The sequence below is a fragment of the Bradyrhizobium sp. 137 genome (assembly GCF_023074095.1).
GTDB lineage: Bacteria > Pseudomonadota > Alphaproteobacteria > Rhizobiales > Xanthobacteraceae > Bradyrhizobium.
On sequence record NZ_JADPKU010000055.1, the window covers coordinates 157,352 to 174,282 of the forward strand.

Annotated in this window: 11 protein-coding genes; 7 read left to right on the forward strand and 4 right to left on the reverse strand. The window is 64.6% G+C overall.

Annotated features, from left to right (window positions below):
• Positions 1-163 precede the first annotated feature (163 nt).
• Positions 164-3,322 carry a multidrug efflux RND transporter permease subunit gene (locus tag IVA78_RS17180; RefSeq protein ID WP_247466653.1) on the reverse strand — a complete coding sequence of 1,053 codons (3,159 nt, stop codon included), beginning with the start codon at positions 3,320-3,322 and terminating at the stop codon, positions 164-166.
• Positions 3,319-4,518: an efflux RND transporter periplasmic adaptor subunit gene (locus IVA78_RS17185; RefSeq protein ID WP_247466657.1), complete on the reverse strand. Its 1,200-nt coding sequence runs from the start codon at positions 4,516-4,518 to the stop codon at positions 3,319-3,321. Before IVA78_RS17185 ends, IVA78_RS17180 begins: the two co-directional genes overlap by 4 nt.
• A 309-nt stretch (positions 4,519-4,827) precedes the next feature.
• Here IVA78_RS17185 and IVA78_RS17190 point away from each other — a divergent pair, with 309 nt between their 5' ends.
• From IVA78_RS17190 to IVA78_RS17220, 7 genes are all read left to right on the forward strand, one after another.
• Entirely contained in the window at positions 4,828-5,982 is a 1,155-nt protein-coding gene (locus IVA78_RS17190) for an iron-containing alcohol dehydrogenase (protein WP_247466659.1), read from the forward strand.
• 18 nt (positions 5,983-6,000) lie between these two features.
• Positions 6,001-7,545 (forward strand): AMP-binding protein, encoded by a 1,545-nt coding sequence (locus IVA78_RS17195; protein ID WP_247466663.1) that lies wholly within the window; start codon positions 6,001-6,003, stop codon positions 7,543-7,545.
• A 247-nt stretch (positions 7,546-7,792) separates the two neighbouring features.
• Positions 7,793-9,391, forward strand: coding sequence for an ABC transporter substrate-binding protein (locus tag IVA78_RS17200; protein WP_247281923.1), 1,599 nt, complete (start codon positions 7,793-7,795; stop codon positions 9,389-9,391).
• 35 nt (positions 9,392-9,426) lie between these two features.
• Complete coding sequence (locus tag IVA78_RS17205) at positions 9,427-10,374, forward strand: ABC transporter permease (RefSeq protein WP_247303622.1); 948 nt, start codon at positions 9,427-9,429, stop codon at positions 10,372-10,374.
• Positions 10,375-10,383: 9 nt separating this feature from the next.
• Positions 10,384-11,277: an ABC transporter permease gene (locus tag IVA78_RS17210; RefSeq protein ID WP_247466665.1), complete on the forward strand. Its 894-nt coding sequence runs from the start codon at positions 10,384-10,386 to the stop codon at positions 11,275-11,277.
• Entirely contained in the window at positions 11,277-12,284 is a 1,008-nt protein-coding gene (locus IVA78_RS17215) for an ABC transporter ATP-binding protein (protein WP_247281926.1), read from the forward strand. The genes IVA78_RS17210 and IVA78_RS17215 overlap by 1 nt, the downstream gene beginning before the upstream one ends.
• Positions 12,281-13,267, forward strand: coding sequence for a dipeptide ABC transporter ATP-binding protein (locus tag IVA78_RS17220; RefSeq protein WP_247466668.1), 987 nt, complete (start codon positions 12,281-12,283; stop codon positions 13,265-13,267). The genes IVA78_RS17215 and IVA78_RS17220 overlap by 4 nt, the downstream gene beginning before the upstream one ends.
• A 46-nt stretch (positions 13,268-13,313) precedes the next feature.
• On the opposite strand, the gene IVA78_RS17225 is transcribed toward IVA78_RS17220, so the two are convergent.
• Entirely contained in the window at positions 13,314-15,290 is a 1,977-nt protein-coding gene (locus IVA78_RS17225; protein ID WP_247466672.1) for an acetyl-CoA carboxylase biotin carboxylase subunit, read from the reverse strand.
• Positions 15,287-16,903 (reverse strand): acyl-CoA carboxylase subunit beta, encoded by a 1,617-nt coding sequence (locus tag IVA78_RS17230; protein WP_247466675.1) that lies wholly within the window; start codon positions 16,901-16,903, stop codon positions 15,287-15,289. Before IVA78_RS17230 ends, IVA78_RS17225 begins: the two co-directional genes overlap by 4 nt.
• Positions 16,904-16,931: the final 28 nt, after the last annotated feature.

Consider the following 16,931-nt stretch of genomic DNA (forward strand, 5'->3'; position numbering starts at 1 on the left):
TCGGCGTAGGCCGTTAGTATGGAGGTGGGCGCTATTTTCTCCGCTTCGTCACCGGACCAAGCGCGCCTTGAGCGAGCGCGCGTCTCTGGGGGTGGGTCCGGATCTGCGCTTACGCTTGTCCGGGACGACGGCGCGGATGTGGATACGCCGGTGGCGACACTGACTACGCAACGACCCCTGGCTTCTTATCCCGCCGCCCCTCCGCCAAGTTCCTCACCACCACATAGAAGATGGGCGTGAACAGAAGCCCAAACAGGGTGACGCCGATCATGCCGAAGAACACGGCAACGCCGACGGCCTGCCGCATCTCCGAGCCGGAGCCGCTCGAGATCACCAGCGGCAGCACGCCGAGGATGAAGGCGAAGGACGTCATCAGGATCGGCCGCAAGCGCAGCCGGCAGGCCTCGATGACGGCCTCGAGCCGCGGCTTGCCCTCGTTCTCGATGTCGCGCGCGAACTCGACGATCAGGATCGCGTTCTTTGCTGCTAGTCCCACCAGAACGACGAAGCCGATCTGGGTGAGGATGTTGACGTCCTGGCCCATGATGCGCACACCGATGGTGGCAGCGAGCAGGCACATCGGCACGATCAAGATCACTGCAAACGGCAAGGTCCAGCTGCCATATTGCGCGGCGAGCACGAGATAGACGAACAGCACGCAGATCGGGAACACGTAGAGGCCGGCATTGCCACCGGTGACCTGCTGGTAGGACAAATCCGTCCATTCGAAGGTGAAGCCGCTCGGCAAGGTATCGTTGGCGAGCTGCTTGATGGTGTTGAGCGCGGTGGTCGAGCTGGTGCCCGGCGCCGGCTCGCCCTGCAATTCGGAGGCGGCGTAAAGATTATAGCGCGCGACGCGATCGGGACCCGAGACATCCTTGAACTCGACGACGCTGCCCAGCATCACCATGTCGCCGGAGGCGTTGCGCGTGCGCAGCCGCGCGAGGTCGCTCGGCTCCTTGCGGTACGGGAAATCGGCCTGCGCGGTGACGTGGTAGGTGCGGCCGAACAGGTTGAAGTCGTTGACATAGGTCGAGCCGAAATAGGACTGGATCGTGTCGTTGATGTTGGAAATGGGAACGCCGAGCTTCTGCGCCTTGGTGCGGTCGATGTCCACGAAGAGCTGCGGCGTGTTGGCCGTGAACGGCGAGAATACCGAGGTGAGAGTGGGTGCCTTGCGCGCGGCGGCGACCAGCTCGTCGGTCGCAGCGGCAAGCATTTCGGGCCCGCGGCCCTGGCGATCCTGGACGCGGATGGTGAAGCCGCCGCCGGTGCCGATGCCGGGCACGGCCGGGGGCGGAATCACGATGATGAAGGCACCCTGAATTGCGGTGAGGCGCTTGCGCAGCTCGGCCGTGATGGCGTTGGCGGACAGCCCCTTTTTCAGTCGCACCTCGGGCTCATCGAAAACCGGAAAGAGCGCCGCCGCGTTGCCGGCCTGCGTGCGCGTGGCGCCGGAGAAGCCGGCGAATGCCGCAACACGGACGATGCCCGGCGTATCCAGCGAGATCCGCTCGATCTCACGTACGACCTCGGTGGTGCGCGCCAGCGACGCTGCGCCCGGCAATTGCACGGATATGATGACGTAGCCGCGATCCTGCGCGGGAATGAAGCCCTGCGGCGTCGTCACGATCAGCCAGCCCGCGCTGCCGATCAGCACCACGTACACCAAGAGCATCACGACCGAATGCCGGATCACGAAATTGGCAAGACCCGCATAGCCGTGCGCCAGCCGGTCGAACGCCCGGTTGAACACGCCAGTGAAAGCATTCCAGCCGCGCGCGATGACGTTCCAGCCGGCCGGCGGCCGCTTCTCCTCGTGCGGCACCAGGATCTGCGACGCCAGCGCGGGCGATAGCGTCAGCGAGCAGAAGCAGGAGATCGCGGTCGCGACCGCGATGGTGACGGCGAATTGCTGGAAAAATTGCCCAGAAATGCCGCCCAGGAACGCGGTCGGGACGAACACTGCGCAAAGCACCAACGCGATCGACACCAGCGCGCCGCCGACCTCTTCCATCGTCTTCAGCGCGGCGTCGCGCCGACTCATGCCGTGCTCGAGATGCCGCTCGACATTCTCGACCACGACGATGGCGTCGTCGACCACGATGCCGACAGCGAGCACGAGACCGAACAGCGTGAGATTATTGATGGAGAAGCCCAGCGCCGCCATCACCGCGAAAGTGCCGACCAGCGAGACCGGAATAGCGATGATCGGAATGATCGCGGGCCGCCATCCTTGCAGGAACACCAACACCACGACGACCACGAGCAGCATCGCCTCGTAGATGGTCTTGATCAGCTCGTGGACGGACTGCGCGATGAACTCGGTCGGATTGTAGCCGATATTGTAGTCGAGACCTCTCGGAAAGCTCTCCTTGAGCTTCGTCATCGTGTCGGAAATGTTTTTCGCCGTCGCGAGCGCGTTGGATCCGGGTCGCTGCGTCACCAGCATGGCGACCGCGGATTTGCGCAGCAGGAAGCTGTTGGTGGTGTAGGACAAGGCACCCAGCTCGATGCGAGCGACGTCGCGCAGGCGGACAATCCGGCCATCGGGGCCGGCCTTGATCAGGATGTCCTCGAACTGCTTCTGATCCTTCAGGCGCCCCGTGAAGGTGAGGTTCGGCTGGAAAGCGCGGTCGGCGATCGGCGGCTCGGCGATCTGGCCGCCGGCGATCTGAACGTTCTGGGCACGGATCGCCGCCAGCACCTCGGCCGAGGTCAGGCCGAGATTGGCGATCCGGTCAGGATCGAGCCACAATCGCATCGAATAGTCGCGTGCGCCAAAGATCTGGATGTCGCCGACGCCGTCTAGACGCAGCAACTGGTCGCGGACCTGGAGCAAGGCATAGTTGGAGATGTAGAGCTGGTCGAACGTGTCGTCCGGCGACAGCATGAACACGACCATCAGGATGTCGGGCGAGTTCTTGCGTGTGGTGACGCCGTTGCGCTGGACCTCCTCCGGCAGACGCGGCTGCGCGATGGCGACGCGGTTCTGCACCAGCACCTGGGCCTTGTCGAGATCGGTGCCGAGCTTGAAGGTAACGGTGATGGTGAGCTGGCCGTTCGAGGTCGCCTGGCTGTAGAGATACAGCATGTCCTCGACGCCGTTGATCTCCTGCTCGATGGGAGCTGCGACCGTGTCGGACACGGTTTGCGCGGACGCGCCGGGATATTGCGTGGTGACCACCACGGTGGGCGGCACCACCTGCGGATATTCGGAGACCGGCAACGTGGTGTAGGCGATCGCGCCGACGATCAGCAGCACGATCGACAGCACCATTGCCAGGATGGGCTGGTTGATGGAGAGGCGGCCAAGATTCATGACTTGCCACCGGCCGGCGCTTGCGCGGTCTGCGGGGCGACCTTGGCGCCGACCCGGGCGCGCTGGATGCCGTTGACGATGACGCGATCCTCCGCCTTCAGCCCCTCGCGGATGACGCGCAGGCCGTCATCGAGCGGCCCGAGCACCACCGGACGCGCCTCGACCGTGTCATCGGGCTTCACCACGAACACGATCTTGCGGGACTGGTCGGTTGCGACAGCGACGTCCGGAATCAGCAGCGCCTCATAGGGCGCGCTGCCAATTAGGCGGACGCGCCCGAACTGGCCGGGCAGGATCGACAGGTCGGTGTTCTTGACCACGGCGCGGCTGCGCAGCGTACCGGTCGAGACGTCGAGCCGGTTGTCGAGGAAGTTGACGGTGCCCTCATGCGACGGCTTGGTCTCACCGGCCAGCGTCACCTGCACCGGGTTCGCAGTGTCGCGCGAGCTTGGGCGCCGCCCCTCGAACCATAATTTGCTGTATTTGATGAAGGTCGCCTCATCCATGTCGAAATAGATGTAGATCGGATCCAGCGTGACGATCGAGGTCAGCAGCGTCGAAGCGCCGTTGTCGCTGCCCTGCACGAGATTGCCGGGACTGACGAGATGGCGGCTGACGCGACCGGTCAGCGGCGCCGTCACATGCGTGAACTCGATGTTGAGCTTGGCGGCCTTCAGCGCGCCTTCGGCCTGCATCTCGGCCGCATGCGCGGCCTGCAGGGCTTGGCGACGCTGATCGACGACCTGCTCCGAGACCGCATTGGTCTGCACCAGATTGAGGCCGCGGTCGAGCTCGCGCTTGGCAAGCTCCACCCTGGCGCGCGCATCCGACAGCTGCCCCTCCGCCTGCGTGGCCACCGCCTCGAACGGACGGGGATCGATCACGTAGAGCAGATCGCCCTGACGCACGATGGCGCCGTCCTGGAACTCGACCGAGTTGACGAAGCCGCCGACGCGGGGGCGCACCTGCACCTCCTCGACCGCCTCGAAGCGGCCGGTGAACTCATCCCAATCGGTGACGGTGCGCTTGACCGGCTGGGCGACTGTCACCGGCGCCGGCGGCGGGGCAGCGGCCTGTGACGCCGGCTTGTCGCAGCCGGAAAGGGCGAACGCCGCAGCGAGAAGCCCGGCAATTGCGCTGCGCTGAACGAAATCGTGCTTTTTGACGAACTGCTCGCTTCCGTCCGGTCCGCTCATCCCAGGTCCTCGCATCAAAGCCGCAGGACAGGGTACTCGTCTACCCGCGGGCGACACAAGATGTGTTGCGATGATGAACTCTTCAAGACGACGGCGGACGCAAGGCTGGGGAAGAGGCCCTGACCGGATGGTGGGTTGACAGAGACAGAGATGGTCGCACGGGCAGTGCGAGATGGGTGACAAAAAGCGATGCTCGCTACCCTCCCCTGGATGGCGACAAGCGGCCAGCGTCTTCGCGCATGACGAACGCCAGCGGCTCGGCTAGATTATGCTCATAAAACAAAGACGAATTGTCCAGGGAGGACAGGCGTGCACCAGGGACGTGTCGTTTACGGCGCGATCGAGGAGGTTGTGTTCGGCCATCCTGCGGCCGAAGCCATCGTCGCGCAGATGGACCGGCTGGGCACGCGCCGCGCCTTCCTGATGGTCTCGGGCACGCTCAACCGGAAGACCGATGAAATCAAAAAGATTACGCAGGCGCTCGGCGAGCGCTGCGCCGGCCTGTTCGACGCCATGCCGGCGCATACGCCGCGCGAGGCTGTGATCGCGGCCACCCATGCGGCGCGCGAGGTGAACGCGGATCTGATCGTCACCGTCGGCGGCGGCTCCATCACCGACGGCGCCAAGGCGGTGCAGCTTTGCCTCGCCAACGGCATCGATGATATCGGCGGCATCGAGCGCATCCGCGTCCACAAGGGCATCGCGCCCGAGCTGACCGCCCCGAGCGTGCGGCAGATCAGCGTGCCGACGACGATTGCCGGCGGCGAGTTCAGCGCCATCGCGGGCGTGACCGACCGCAGCTCGCATATGAAACAGATGTTGCGGCATCCGCTCACGGTGCCGCGCGCAACCATCCTCGATCCCGCTATCACCGTGCACACGCCGGAATGGCTGTTTCTGTCCACCGGCATTCGCGCCGTCGACCATTGCGTCGAGGCGATCTGCTCGCGCGAAACGCACCCTTACGCCGACGCGCAATCGGTGAAGGGCCTCGCCATGCTCGCCGATGCGCTGCCGCGGGTGAAGGCCGATCCCGCCGATCTCGACGCGCGGATGGATGCGCAGATCGGCACCTGGCTATCGATGGGCGCGCTTTCGGCCGGCGTTCCCATGGGCGCGAGCCACGGCATCGGTTACGTCCTGGGCGCAGCCTTCGACGTGCCGCACGGCTACACCTCCTGCGTCATGCTGCCGGCGGTGATGCGCTGGAATGCGCGCGACAATGCCGAGCGCCAGATGATCGTCGCGGCCGCCATGGGCTTCCCCGGCCAAAATGCCGCCGACGTGCTCGATGCCTTCATCCGCTCGCTCGGCATGCCCCGCAGCCTCGCCGAGGTGCGCGTATCGCCGGAACATTTCGACGCCATCGCCGAACAGGCGATGCGCACGAACTGGATCCCGCGAAATCCCCGCAAGATCGATGGCCCCGCGCAAGTGCGCGAAATCCTGCTTCTTGCCGCATGATCCAAAGCCGGAGGACTGATGTACCCAGGTCAGCATGCCCGCCTACGCCCGCTTCAGCCTGCCTTCATCATGGCGGCGACGGACGAGACCGTCACCTATCGCGAGCTGGAGGCGCGCAGTAACCGCCTCGCGCATCTGTTTCGTAGGCACGGCCTGAAGCGGCTCGATCATTATTCGATCTTCATGGAGAACAATTCGCGCTATCTCGAAGCCTGCGCCGCGGGCGAGCGCTCTGGCCTCTACTACACCTGCATCAACTCCTTCCTGACGCCGGGCGAGCTCGCCTATCTCCTCGTCAACAGCCAGTCCAAGATCCTGATCACGTCAATGGCGAAGCTCGACATCGCGCGCGAAGCCATACAGGCTTGCCCCGACGTCAGGCTCTGCGTCGTCGCCGACGGTCCTGGCGAGAGCGAGCGCATCGTCGGCCTGGCCGACGTGACCGCCGGTCTGCCGACAACGCCGATCGCGGATGAGTGGCTCGGCACCGCCATGCTGTATTCGTCGGGCACGACCGGACGGCCCAAGGGCATCCTGCGACCGCTGCCGGAGGAGCCGCCAAAGCACAATCTGCCGCTATTCGATTTCCTGACGAAACTTTGGTACTACCGCGAGGGCATGGTCTATCTATCGCCGGCACCGCTGTATCACTCCGCGCCGCAAGCTGCCGTGAACCTCACGATCCGCATGGGCGGGACCGTCGTCATCATGGAGAGTTTCGATCCGGAACGTTACCTCCAGCTCGTCGAACGATGGGGCATCACCCACACCCAGCTGGTGCCAACGATGTTCTCGCGCATGCTGAAACTGCCGGAGGAAGTACGCTATGACCTATCCTCGCTGGAGATCGCGATCCATGCCGCGGCGCCCTGCCCGGCCCTGGTCAAGGACGACATGATCAAATGGTGGGGACCGATTATCCACGAATATTACGGCGCCACCGAAGGACTCGGCTTCACCGCCTGCAACAGCGAGGAGTGGCTCGCCCATCGCGGCACGGTTGGCAAGGTGCTGCTCGGCGACCTCCACATTCTCGACGAGAACATGAGGGAGTGCCCGACCGGCACGCCTGGGCAGATCTGGTTCAAGACGGCCTCGCCGTTCGAATATTTCAACGATCCCGAAAAGACCCGGGAGGCGCGCTCTGCCGACGGCAGCATGAGCACGGTCGGCGACGTTGGCTATGTCGACAAGGACCGCTTCCTCTACCTCACCGATCGCGCGACTTTCATGATCATCTCCGGTGGCGTGAACATCTACCCGCAGGAATGCGAGAATCTGCTGATCACCCATCCGAAAGTCGCCGACGCCGCGGTGTTCGGCGTGCCCAATGCCGATCTCGGCGAAGAGGTGAAGGCGGTGGTGCAGCCGATGCCAGGCGTGGTGCCGGGCCCGGCGCTCGCGGAAGAGCTGATCGCGTTCTGCGCAAAATCGCTGTCGCGGCAGAAGGTGCCGCGCTCGGTCGATTTCGAAAAGGAATTGCCGCGACTGCCGACGGGGAAACTGTACAAGCGGCTGCTGCGGGACAGGTACTGGGGGAACAAGGCGTCGCGTATCGTGTGAGGCGCAGCCACAAACTCGGTTGTTGTCCCAGCGCGCACCGATTTGGGACAACGCTGGCGTTTGTTGGCTGCGCCCCGAAAGGAACCGTCCTTCGCACCGCACTGTGACATCGTGAGAGAACAGCGCCGCGGCCTTCCGTCATCCGAATTGTCGAGAGCGTGGACGGCCTTGCCGGTTGCCTCCCTTCACGCCCATCGCTATCGTCCCCTCAAACAGGCCAAAAGGCCGATGTCCAGGGAGGACGAGGATGCGGAGCGTGCGGGCGCTCGCCGCGACGGCGGCGCTATCTTTGCTGGCGTTTTCGACCATTGCGCTTGCCGGCGAGCCCAAGCAGGGCGGTATCCTGCGGATGTATCATCGCGACAGCCCGGCCAATGCGTCCATCCTCGAGGGCGCGACCTATTCGATCAACGTGCCCTTCATGGGGGTGTTCAACAATCTGGTCATCTATGATCAGCACATAGCGCAGAACAGCCCTGAGACCGTCAGGCCAGAGCTGGCCGAGAGCTGGTCCTGGAGCGGCGACAACAAGAAGCTGACGTTCAAGCTGCGTCAGGGCGTGAAGTGGCACGATGGCAAGCCGTTCACGTCGGCCGACGTCAAATGCACCTTCGATCTCCTGATGGGCAAATCGCAGCAGAAGCTGCGGCAGAATCCGCGCAAGGCCTGGTACAACGAGGTCAACGACGTCGCGCCGAACGGCGATTTCGAGGTCTCATTCGACCTCAAACGGCCACAGCCGTCGCTGCTGGCGATGCTCGCATCCGGTTATACGCCGATCTATCCCTGTCACGTCTCGCCGGCCGACATGCGCACCCACCCGGTCGGAACCGGCCCGTTCAAATTCGTCGAGTTCAAGGCCAATGAATCGATCAAGCTGACGCGAAACCCTGACTACTGGAAGAAGGGCCTGCCCTATCTCGACGGCATCGAGTACACGATCATCACCAACCGCTCGACTGCCATCCTCGCCTTCGTCGCCGGCAAGTTCGACATGACCTTCCCGACGCACATTACCATCCCGCTCCTCAAAGACATCAAGTCGCAGGCGCCGAACGCGATCTGCGCCGTCGAGCCGACCAACGTTTCGACCAACATCATCGTCAATTCGGCGTCCCCGCCATTCGACAACATCGATATTCGCCGGGCGATGGCGATGGCGCTCGACCGCAAAGCCTTCGTCGACATCCTGTTCGAAGGCCAGGCCGATATCGGCGGCACCATGCTCCCGCCGCCGCAGGGCATCTGGGGCATGCCCAAGGACAAGCTCGAGACCATTCCAGGCTATGGCCCGAACGTGAACGCGAGCCGGGAGGAGGCCAAGAAGCTGATGCAGAAGGCGGGCTACGGCCCCGACAAGCACCTCGCGGTGAAGGTCTCGACGCGCAATCTCGCGGAATATCGCGATCCCGCGGTGATCCTGATCGACCAGCTCAAGAGCATCTATATCGACGGCGAGCTCGACGTCGTGGAGACGGCGAACTGGTTCCCGAAGGTCGCACGCAAGGATTACATGCTCGGCCTGAACTTGACCGGCAATTCCGTCGACGATCCCGATCAGTCATTCTACGAAAACTACTCCTGTGGTTCGGAGCGGAACTACACCAATTACTGCAACAAGGAGATCGAGAAGCTATTCGACGTGCAGTCCCAAGAGATCGAAATAGGCAAGCGCAAGCAACTGGTCTGGGACATCGACAAGAAGCTGCAGGAAGACGTCGCCCGGCCGATCATCTTCCATGCGCGGGCCGGCACCTGCTGGCAGCCCTATGTCAAGGGGATCACGATCATGTCGAACAGCTCCTATAACGGCTTTCGTTACGAGGACGTCTGGATCGACAAGTAACGCCGACAGCTGACGGGTTCGACAGGAGGCGGTGCATGTTTGCCTATCTGGTGCGGCGCCTGTTCCTGATGCTCGTGACCCTGTTCGGGATCTCGATCGTCATCTTCTTTCTGCTGCGCATCGTCCCCGGCAACATCGTCGACATTCTGTTCGCAGCGGCTGGCTACGTCGATCCCGCCGACAAGGCCAATCTGGAGAAGGAGCTCGGCATCGACCAACCGCTGATCGTGCAATATTGGCACTGGATCGGCGGTCTTCTGCGCGGCGACTTTGGTTATTCCTACGTCTCGGAGAAGCCGGCGCTTCAGGAGATCCTGCCGCGGATTCCGATCACGGCGCGGCTTGCCGGCCTTGCGCTGTTGTTCTCGGCGTCCATCGGCATCCCGCTCGGCGTCATCAGCGCCGTGAAGCAGGGCACAAAACTCGACTATGCCCTGCGTGTCGTCAGCCTCAGCGGATTGTCGCTGCCCTCGTTCTGGCTTGGCCTTTTGATCCTGACCGCGTCGGTGGCGATGTTCGGGCAGATGCCGATCTTCAATCCAAATCCGCAGACCTGGCTCGAAGCGTTTGCCACCTATGCCGTGCCCGCGGCCGCCGTCGGCTTCCGCAGCGCCGCGCTGACCATGCGCATCACCCGCTCCTCGATGCTGGAGGTGCTGCGGCAGGATTATATCCGCACCGCCCGCGCCAAGGGCGCATCCGATGCTGCCGTGAACTATCACCACGCGCTGAAGAACGCGATCCTGCCCGTCATCACCGTGATCGGCATCGAGGCGGCGTTCCTGATCGGCGGCCTGATCGTCACTGAGACCGTGTTCAACATCCCCGGCGTCGCCCGCTTCCTGGTCGAGGCGATCCGCTGGCGCGATTACCCGATCGTGCAGAACCTCGTGATGTTCATTGCGGTCGTGGTCGTGTTCGCGAATTTCACCGTCGACATGCTTTACGCGGTGTTCGACCCGCGGATCAGGTATACGGACTAGGAGACCAGCTTGACTGCGATCGACTATGATCTCGAATTAAGGCGCGCCGGCGCACATGCGACCGGCGGCTGGCGGCGCGTGCTGTACATGACGCAGCGGCACGTGCTGGGCGCGGCGGGGCTCGTCATCATGACGGTGTTCGTGTTGACTGCGATCTTCGCCGATTTCATCGCGCGCTACGATCCGCTGACGGTCGATTCCGCCCGAGCGCTGGCGCGCCCGAGCCTTGCGCACTGGATGGGCACCGATTCCTTCGGCCGCGACGTGTTCAGCCGCATCATCCACGGGGCGCGGATCTCGCTCGCGGTCGGGCTTGGCTCCACGGCACTCGGCGGCTCGATCGGCGTGATCGTTGGCCTCACCTCCGGCTATCTCTCCGGCTGGGTCGATCTCGTGTTCCAGCGCGTCTCCGATGTTCTCCAGGCGCTGCCGCTGTTGGTGCTGGCGCTGGTGATGACGGCGGCGCTGGGTCCGTCGCTGCCGAACGTCATCCTCGCCATCGCCATTCCGCTGATCCCGACGGTCGCGCGCGTCATCCGCGCCAACACGTTGGCGCTGCGCGAACAGCCCTTCGTGGAAGCGGCAAAATCGATCGGTATGAGCGAGATGCGGATCGCGCTGCGCCACGTGCTGCCGAACACGCTGGCGCCGCTGATCGTGCTGGCGACCGCCCAGCTCGGCTCGACCGTCCTGACCGAGGCTTCGCTGTCCTTCCTCGGCCTCGGCATTCCCGAACCTTATCCGTCGTGGGGGCGTATGCTCTCGGAATCGGCTGCCGAATATGTCCGCACTGCGCCGTGGCTGGTGATCTTCCCGGGCATCGCCATCAGCCTCGCGGTGTTCGGCGCCAATCTGTTCGGCGACGCCCTCCGCGACATCCTCGATCCCCGGCAGCGCGGCTGATGGCTGACAAATTCGATCTCGTGCTCGACGTGAAGAACCTGAAGACGGTGTTCTTCACCAATTCGGGCCTCTTCAAGGCGGTTGACGACGTCTCATTCACAGTGCGGCGCGGCGAGACGCTGGCGATCGTCGGCGAATCCGGTTGCGGCAAGAGCGTCACGGCGCTGTCGCTGATGCGGCTGGTGCCCGATCCGCCCGGCCGCATTGTCGGCGGCTCAGTCACGCTCGAAGGCACCGATCTGCTAGCGCTGGATGAAGCGGAGATGCGTGCTATCAGGGGCAACCGCATCTCCATGATCTTCCAGGAGCCGATGACATCGCTCAATCCGGTGATGCGGATCGGCGACCAGATCGCCGAGGCGGTGCGGCTGCACCGGAACTTGTCGGCCAAGGAGGCCGGGAATATCGCAGTCGAGATGCTGCGGCTGGTGCGCATCCCCGAGCCGGCGCGGCGCGCACGGGAATATCCGCACCAGCTCTCCGGCGGCATGCGCCAGCGCGCGATGATCGCGATGGCGCTGGCGTGCCGGCCCGCGCTGCTGATCGCGGACGAGCCGACCACCGCGCTCGACGTCACCATCCAGGCGCAGATTTTGGCGCTGATTCTCGACCTTCAGAAGGAGCTCGGCACCGGGCTGGTGCTGATCACGCACGATCTCGGCGTCGTCGCGCAAACCGCGCAGCGCGTGATCGTGATGTATGCGGGCCGGAAGGTCGAGGAAGCCGGCGTCGAAGCGCTGTTTGCATCGCCAAAGCACCCCTATACGCGTGGGCTGATGGCTTCGATTCCAGCCGTGCCGGCGTCCGGCGTCGCCGCGCCGCCGCGGCTGAACGAAATTCCCGGCACCGTGCCGTCGCTGGTGCGGCTGCCGAAAGGCTGCGCCTTCGCGCCACGGTGCCCGCTCGCGATCAAGCGTTGCGAGGCCGAGTATCCGCCGCTGGCGGACTGGGGCGGCGGCCATCTCGCGGCGTGCTGGCGCGCGGCGGAAGTGGCGGAGGTGGCATGACCGAAGCGCTGCTCGAAGTCACCGACCTCAAAAAGCACTATCCGGTCCGCGCCGGCGTGCTGCGCCGGCAGGTCGGCACGGTTCATGCGGTCGACGGCGTGTCGTTTTCGCTCGGCACCGGCGAGACGCTCGGCCTCGTCGGCGAATCCGGCTGCGGCAAGTCCACGGTGGCGCGCAGCGTGCTGCGGCTGGTCGAGCCGACCTCAGGGCAAATCCGTCTCGAGGGCGAGGACATCACCCATCTCTCGAAGACGGCGCTGCGGCCGCACCGCCGCTCGATGCAGATCGTGTTTCAGGACCCCTTTGCCTCGCTCAATCCGCGCATGACCGCGGGCGACATCGTCGGCGAGCCGCTGGCCGTGCATGGACTCGCCACGGGCAAGGCGCTGGAGGGGCGCGTGGCCAAGCTCTTTGAACAAGTCGGCTTGCGGCCAGACCAGATGCGCAACTTCCCGCATCAATTCTCCGGCGGCCAGCGTCAGCGCATCTGCATCGCGCGGGCGCTGGCACTGGAGCCGCGGCTGATCGTCTGCGACGAGCCGGTCTCCGCACTCGACGTCTCGATCCAGGCGCAAGTGATCAATCTCTTGATCGATCTACAGCGGCAGCACGGCTTCTCCTATCTCTTCATCGCGCACGATCTCGCCGTGGTGGCGCATATCAGCCACCGCGTCGCAGTGATGTATCTCGGGCGAATCGTCGAGATTGCCGACAAGGACGAGCTGTTCCGCAATCCGCGCCATCCGTACACGCAGGCGCTGCTCGCCTCGGTGCCGGTCCCCAATCCGCTTGCGAAGAAACTTGCGCCGCTGGTCGATGGCGATGTGCCGAGCCCGGTCAATCCGCCCTCGGGGTGCGCGTTTCACACGCGCTGCCGGTTTGCAATGGAGCGGTGCAGAGTGGAACGGCCGGCACTGGTGGATGCCGCCGGCGGGCACCAGGTCGCGTGTTTGCTCAATGACGGAACCGGACGGCCTGTCTAACGTCGTCCCGGTGAAGTCCCATGGGCGTTAAGTTGGTTTGCCGCCGCTACCCCGGTTCGATCTCAGCCATGATCTTGCCAGTGGTCACCTGCTCGCCCTCGGCGACATCGATCGCTGCGACGACGCCGTCGATGCCCGCCTTGTGAACGTGCTCCATCTTCATCGCTTCCAGCGTGAGCACTGGCTGATCGGCGGCGACGCGATCGCCCGGCTTGACCAGGACGGCGACGACGCGGCCATTCAGGGCCGCGCGGACCTTGCCGTCACCGCCATTGCTCGCGGCAGCCTTCGGCGCGGCGAGGGTAAGATCGACGACCGCGAGAGGGATGCCGCGGCGCTGGACGTAGAGCCGGTCGCCATCGCGCAGGAATTTGGCGCTGTCAATCACGCCGTCATGGCGGAAGCGGATGGCGTCGGCATCGAGCTGGTCGATCTCGAATCGGTCTTGCCGACCATCCGTTGCGACAGCGTAGCGCCCGTCGCGCTCCCGCGTGATTTCGAGCTCATGCGTGTGGCCTGCGATCTCGACTTTTGCCGGCAGCGGAAACGTTGCCGCAAGGCTCCGTCCAGTTCGCCATGACGGCGCGCACGGGTTCGTGACGTAGAGCAGCAGGCCGGCCAGCGCCGTATCAAGTGCGGCGGCCGTCCGCGGCGCAAACAGTTCATCGCGGTGCGAGCCGATGAAGGCGGTGGTGGCCTCGCCCCGGGCAAAGCCAGGATGACGCAGGCAGGACATCAGGAACGCCTGATTGGTGGTCACGCCGAACGCCGTGAGCTGTTCGAGGCCGACGATCAGCCGGCCCCTCGCCTCCTCGCGCGTCGTGCCATGGCTGATCACCTTGGCGATCATGGAATCGTAGAACGGCGGGATCTCCGTGCCTGATTGCAGCGCATGCTCGACGCGGATACCTTCCGGCACCTGCCAGCGCGCCATGCGGCCGGACTGCGGCATGAAATCGTGTGCGGCATCTTCCGAGCACAGCCGCACCTCGATGGCGTGGCCTTCGAAGCGGATATCCTGCTGCTTCACCGGCAACGGCTCGCCGCGCGCAACGCGCAGCTGCAACTCGACGAGATCGAACCCGGTGATCGCCTCGGTCACGGGATGCTCGACCTGGAGCCGCGTGTTCATCTCCATGAAGTAGAACTCGCCGCTTTGGTCGAGCAAAAATTCCAACGTGCCGGCGCCCTCGTAGCGCAGCGCCTTCACGGCAGCGACGGCGACCTTGCCCATTTTCGCGCGCAGTTCCGGCGTCACGGCGGGCGACGGCGCCTCCTCTATCAGCTTCTGGTGCCGCCGCTGCACCGAACAATCGCGCTCGCCGAGATGGATGGCGTTGCCGTGGCTGTCGCCGAACACCTGGATTTCGATATGGCGGGGGTTCTGGATGGCCCGTTCGAGGATGACCGTGGGATCGCCGAACGCCGCCTTGGCCTCCGATCGCGCGCTGCGCAGCGCATCGGGAAAAGATGCTGCATCGGTCACGAGCCGCATGCCACGTCCGCCGCCGCCGGCGACCGCCTTGATCATCACGGGAAAGCCGATCCTTGTTGCTTCCGACAGCATCACGTCGTCGCTGTGATCTGTCCCCTGATAGCCGGGCACGACGGGCACGCCGGCCTTCTTCATGATCTCCTTGGCGCCCGCCTTGTTGCCCATCGCCTCGATCGCCTGCGGCGACGGGCCGATGAAGACGAGGCCGGCATCCTTGCAAGCGCGCGCAAACGCCTCGTTCTCGGCGAGGAAGCCGTAACCGGGATGGACAGCGTCCGCGCCGCTCGCCTTGGCGGCGGCGATGATCGCGGGGATGTTGAGATAGGATTGCGCCGGCAGCGCCTCGCCGATCCACACGGCTTGATCGGCTTGGCGCACATGGAGGGCGTCGCGATCGGGATCTGAATAGACCGCGACGACGCCAAGGCCGAGTCGTCGCGCGCTGCGCATCACGCGCAGAGCGATCTCGCCGCGGTTGGCAATCAGGACCTTGAAGAACGGCCGGTGCTGCACTGATCCGTTCCTCATGGGCGGGCCACGGAGAATTGCATGCGCTGGGGTGTGCGTGCATCACCCTCGCGGCAGATCGCGAGCACTTCGGACAGCACCGCGCGGGTGTCGCGCGGATCGATCACGCCGTCGTCGAGCACGCGCGCGCTGGTCGAGAACACGTCCATCTGACCGTCGAACACGCCGATGATCTCAGCCTTCATGGCCTCGAGCTTGTCCTTCTCGACCGGTCTGCCGCGGCGCGCGGCAGCCGCCTCGGTCACGATCGCCATGGTTTCTGCAGCCTGCTCGCCGCCCATCACGGCGGTCTTGGCATTCGGCCAGGAGAAGCAGAAGCGCGGATGGAAACCGCGGCCGCACATGCCGTAATTGCCGGCGCCGAACGAGGCGCCGCAATAGAGGGTGATCTGCGGCACCGTCGCCGAGGTCACGGCCTGGATCATCTTCGAGCCGTGCTTGATCATGCCGGCCTCTTCGTAAGCCTTGCCGACCATGTAGCCGGTGGTGTTGTTCAGATAGAGCAGCGGCGTGCGAGTCTGGCAGCAGGCTTGGATGAAATGCGTCGCTTTGTTGGCGCCGGCGGGATCGAGCGGACCGTTGTTGGTGATGATGCCGATAGCCTGACCCTCGATGCGGGAATGGCCGCAGACCGTGGCCGGACCATAATTCGGCGCCATCTCGGTGAAATCGGAATCGTCGACGATGCGCGCGATCACCTGCTTCATGTCGACCGGGCGCTTGTGGTCCATCGGCATGATGCCGAGGAGCTCGTCCTGGTTGTAGCGCGGTGGCTTGAAGTGCAGAGCCGCTTTGCCCGGCCGGTCCCATTGCAGCGCCGCCATGATTTCGCGTGCGATGCGAAGTGCGTCGCGATCGTCCTCGGCCAGATAGTCGCCGAGGCCGGATACCTGCGTGTGCATCTCGGCGCCGCCAAGCTCCTCTTCGGTCGCGATCTCGCCCGTCGCGGCTTTCAATAGCGGCGGCCCGGCAAGGAAGGCGCGGGTGCGGCCGCGGACCATGACAATGTAGTCGGAGAGGCCGGTCTGATAGGCACCGCCGGCGGTGGATGAGCCGTGCGTCACGGTGACGACCGGCAATCCCGCTGCCGAGAGCCGCGCGAGATTGCGAAAAATGTTGCCGCCGCGGACGAAATCCTCGACGCGGTAGCGCAACAGATTGGCGCCGGCGCTTTCGACGAGCTGGACGTAAGGCAGCTTGTTCTCCAGCGCGAGTTCCTGCACCCGCAGCGTCTTGTCGAGTCCGTAAGGTTGCAGCGCACCGGCATCGATGCCGGCGTCGTTGGCACTGACCATGCAGCGGACGCCCGAGACAAAGCCGATGCCGGCAATGACGCCGCCGCCGGGCACGCTCTTGTCCGGATCCGGCACGTCGAACCTGTAGCCAGCGAGCGTCGACAGCTCGATGAACGGCGCGCCGGGATCGAGTACCAGCGCGACGCGCTCGCGCGGCAGAAGCTGGCCGCGCTTGTGGAAGCGATCTTTCGCTGCCGCTGATGCCGCCCGCGTACGCTCTTCCAGCGCGCGCATACGGTCGATCAGCGCAAGCATGCCGTCGCGGTTGGCGTGGTAGGCTGCGCTACCGGGGGAAATGGTGTTTTCGAGAATGGACACAGTTTACTCCGTCATTCCGGGGCGATGC

Excerpts from the sequence above, each read along its gene's own strand:
- IVA78_RS17180 (WP_247466653.1), bottom strand. The coding sequence starts at position 3,322 with ATGAATCTTGGCCGCCTCTCCATCAACCAGCCCATCCTGGCAATGGTG.
- IVA78_RS17185 (WP_247466657.1), bottom strand. The coding sequence starts at position 4,518 with ATGAGCGGACCGGACGGAAGCGAGCAGTTCGTCAAAAAGCACGATTTC.
- IVA78_RS17195 (WP_247466663.1), top strand. The coding sequence starts at position 6,001 with ATGTACCCAGGTCAGCATGCCCGCCTACGCCCGCTTCAGCCTGCCTTC.
- IVA78_RS17200 (WP_247281923.1), top strand. The coding sequence starts at position 7,793 with ATGCGGAGCGTGCGGGCGCTCGCCGCGACGGCGGCGCTATCTTTGCTG.
- IVA78_RS17205 (WP_247303622.1), top strand. The coding sequence starts at position 9,427 with ATGTTTGCCTATCTGGTGCGGCGCCTGTTCCTGATGCTCGTGACCCTG.
- IVA78_RS17215 (WP_247281926.1), top strand. The coding sequence starts at position 11,277 with ATGGCTGACAAATTCGATCTCGTGCTCGACGTGAAGAACCTGAAGACG.
- IVA78_RS17220 (WP_247466668.1), top strand. The coding sequence starts at position 12,281 with ATGACCGAAGCGCTGCTCGAAGTCACCGACCTCAAAAAGCACTATCCG.
- IVA78_RS17225 (WP_247466672.1), bottom strand. The coding sequence starts at position 15,290 with ATGAGGAACGGATCAGTGCAGCACCGGCCGTTCTTCAAGGTCCTGATT.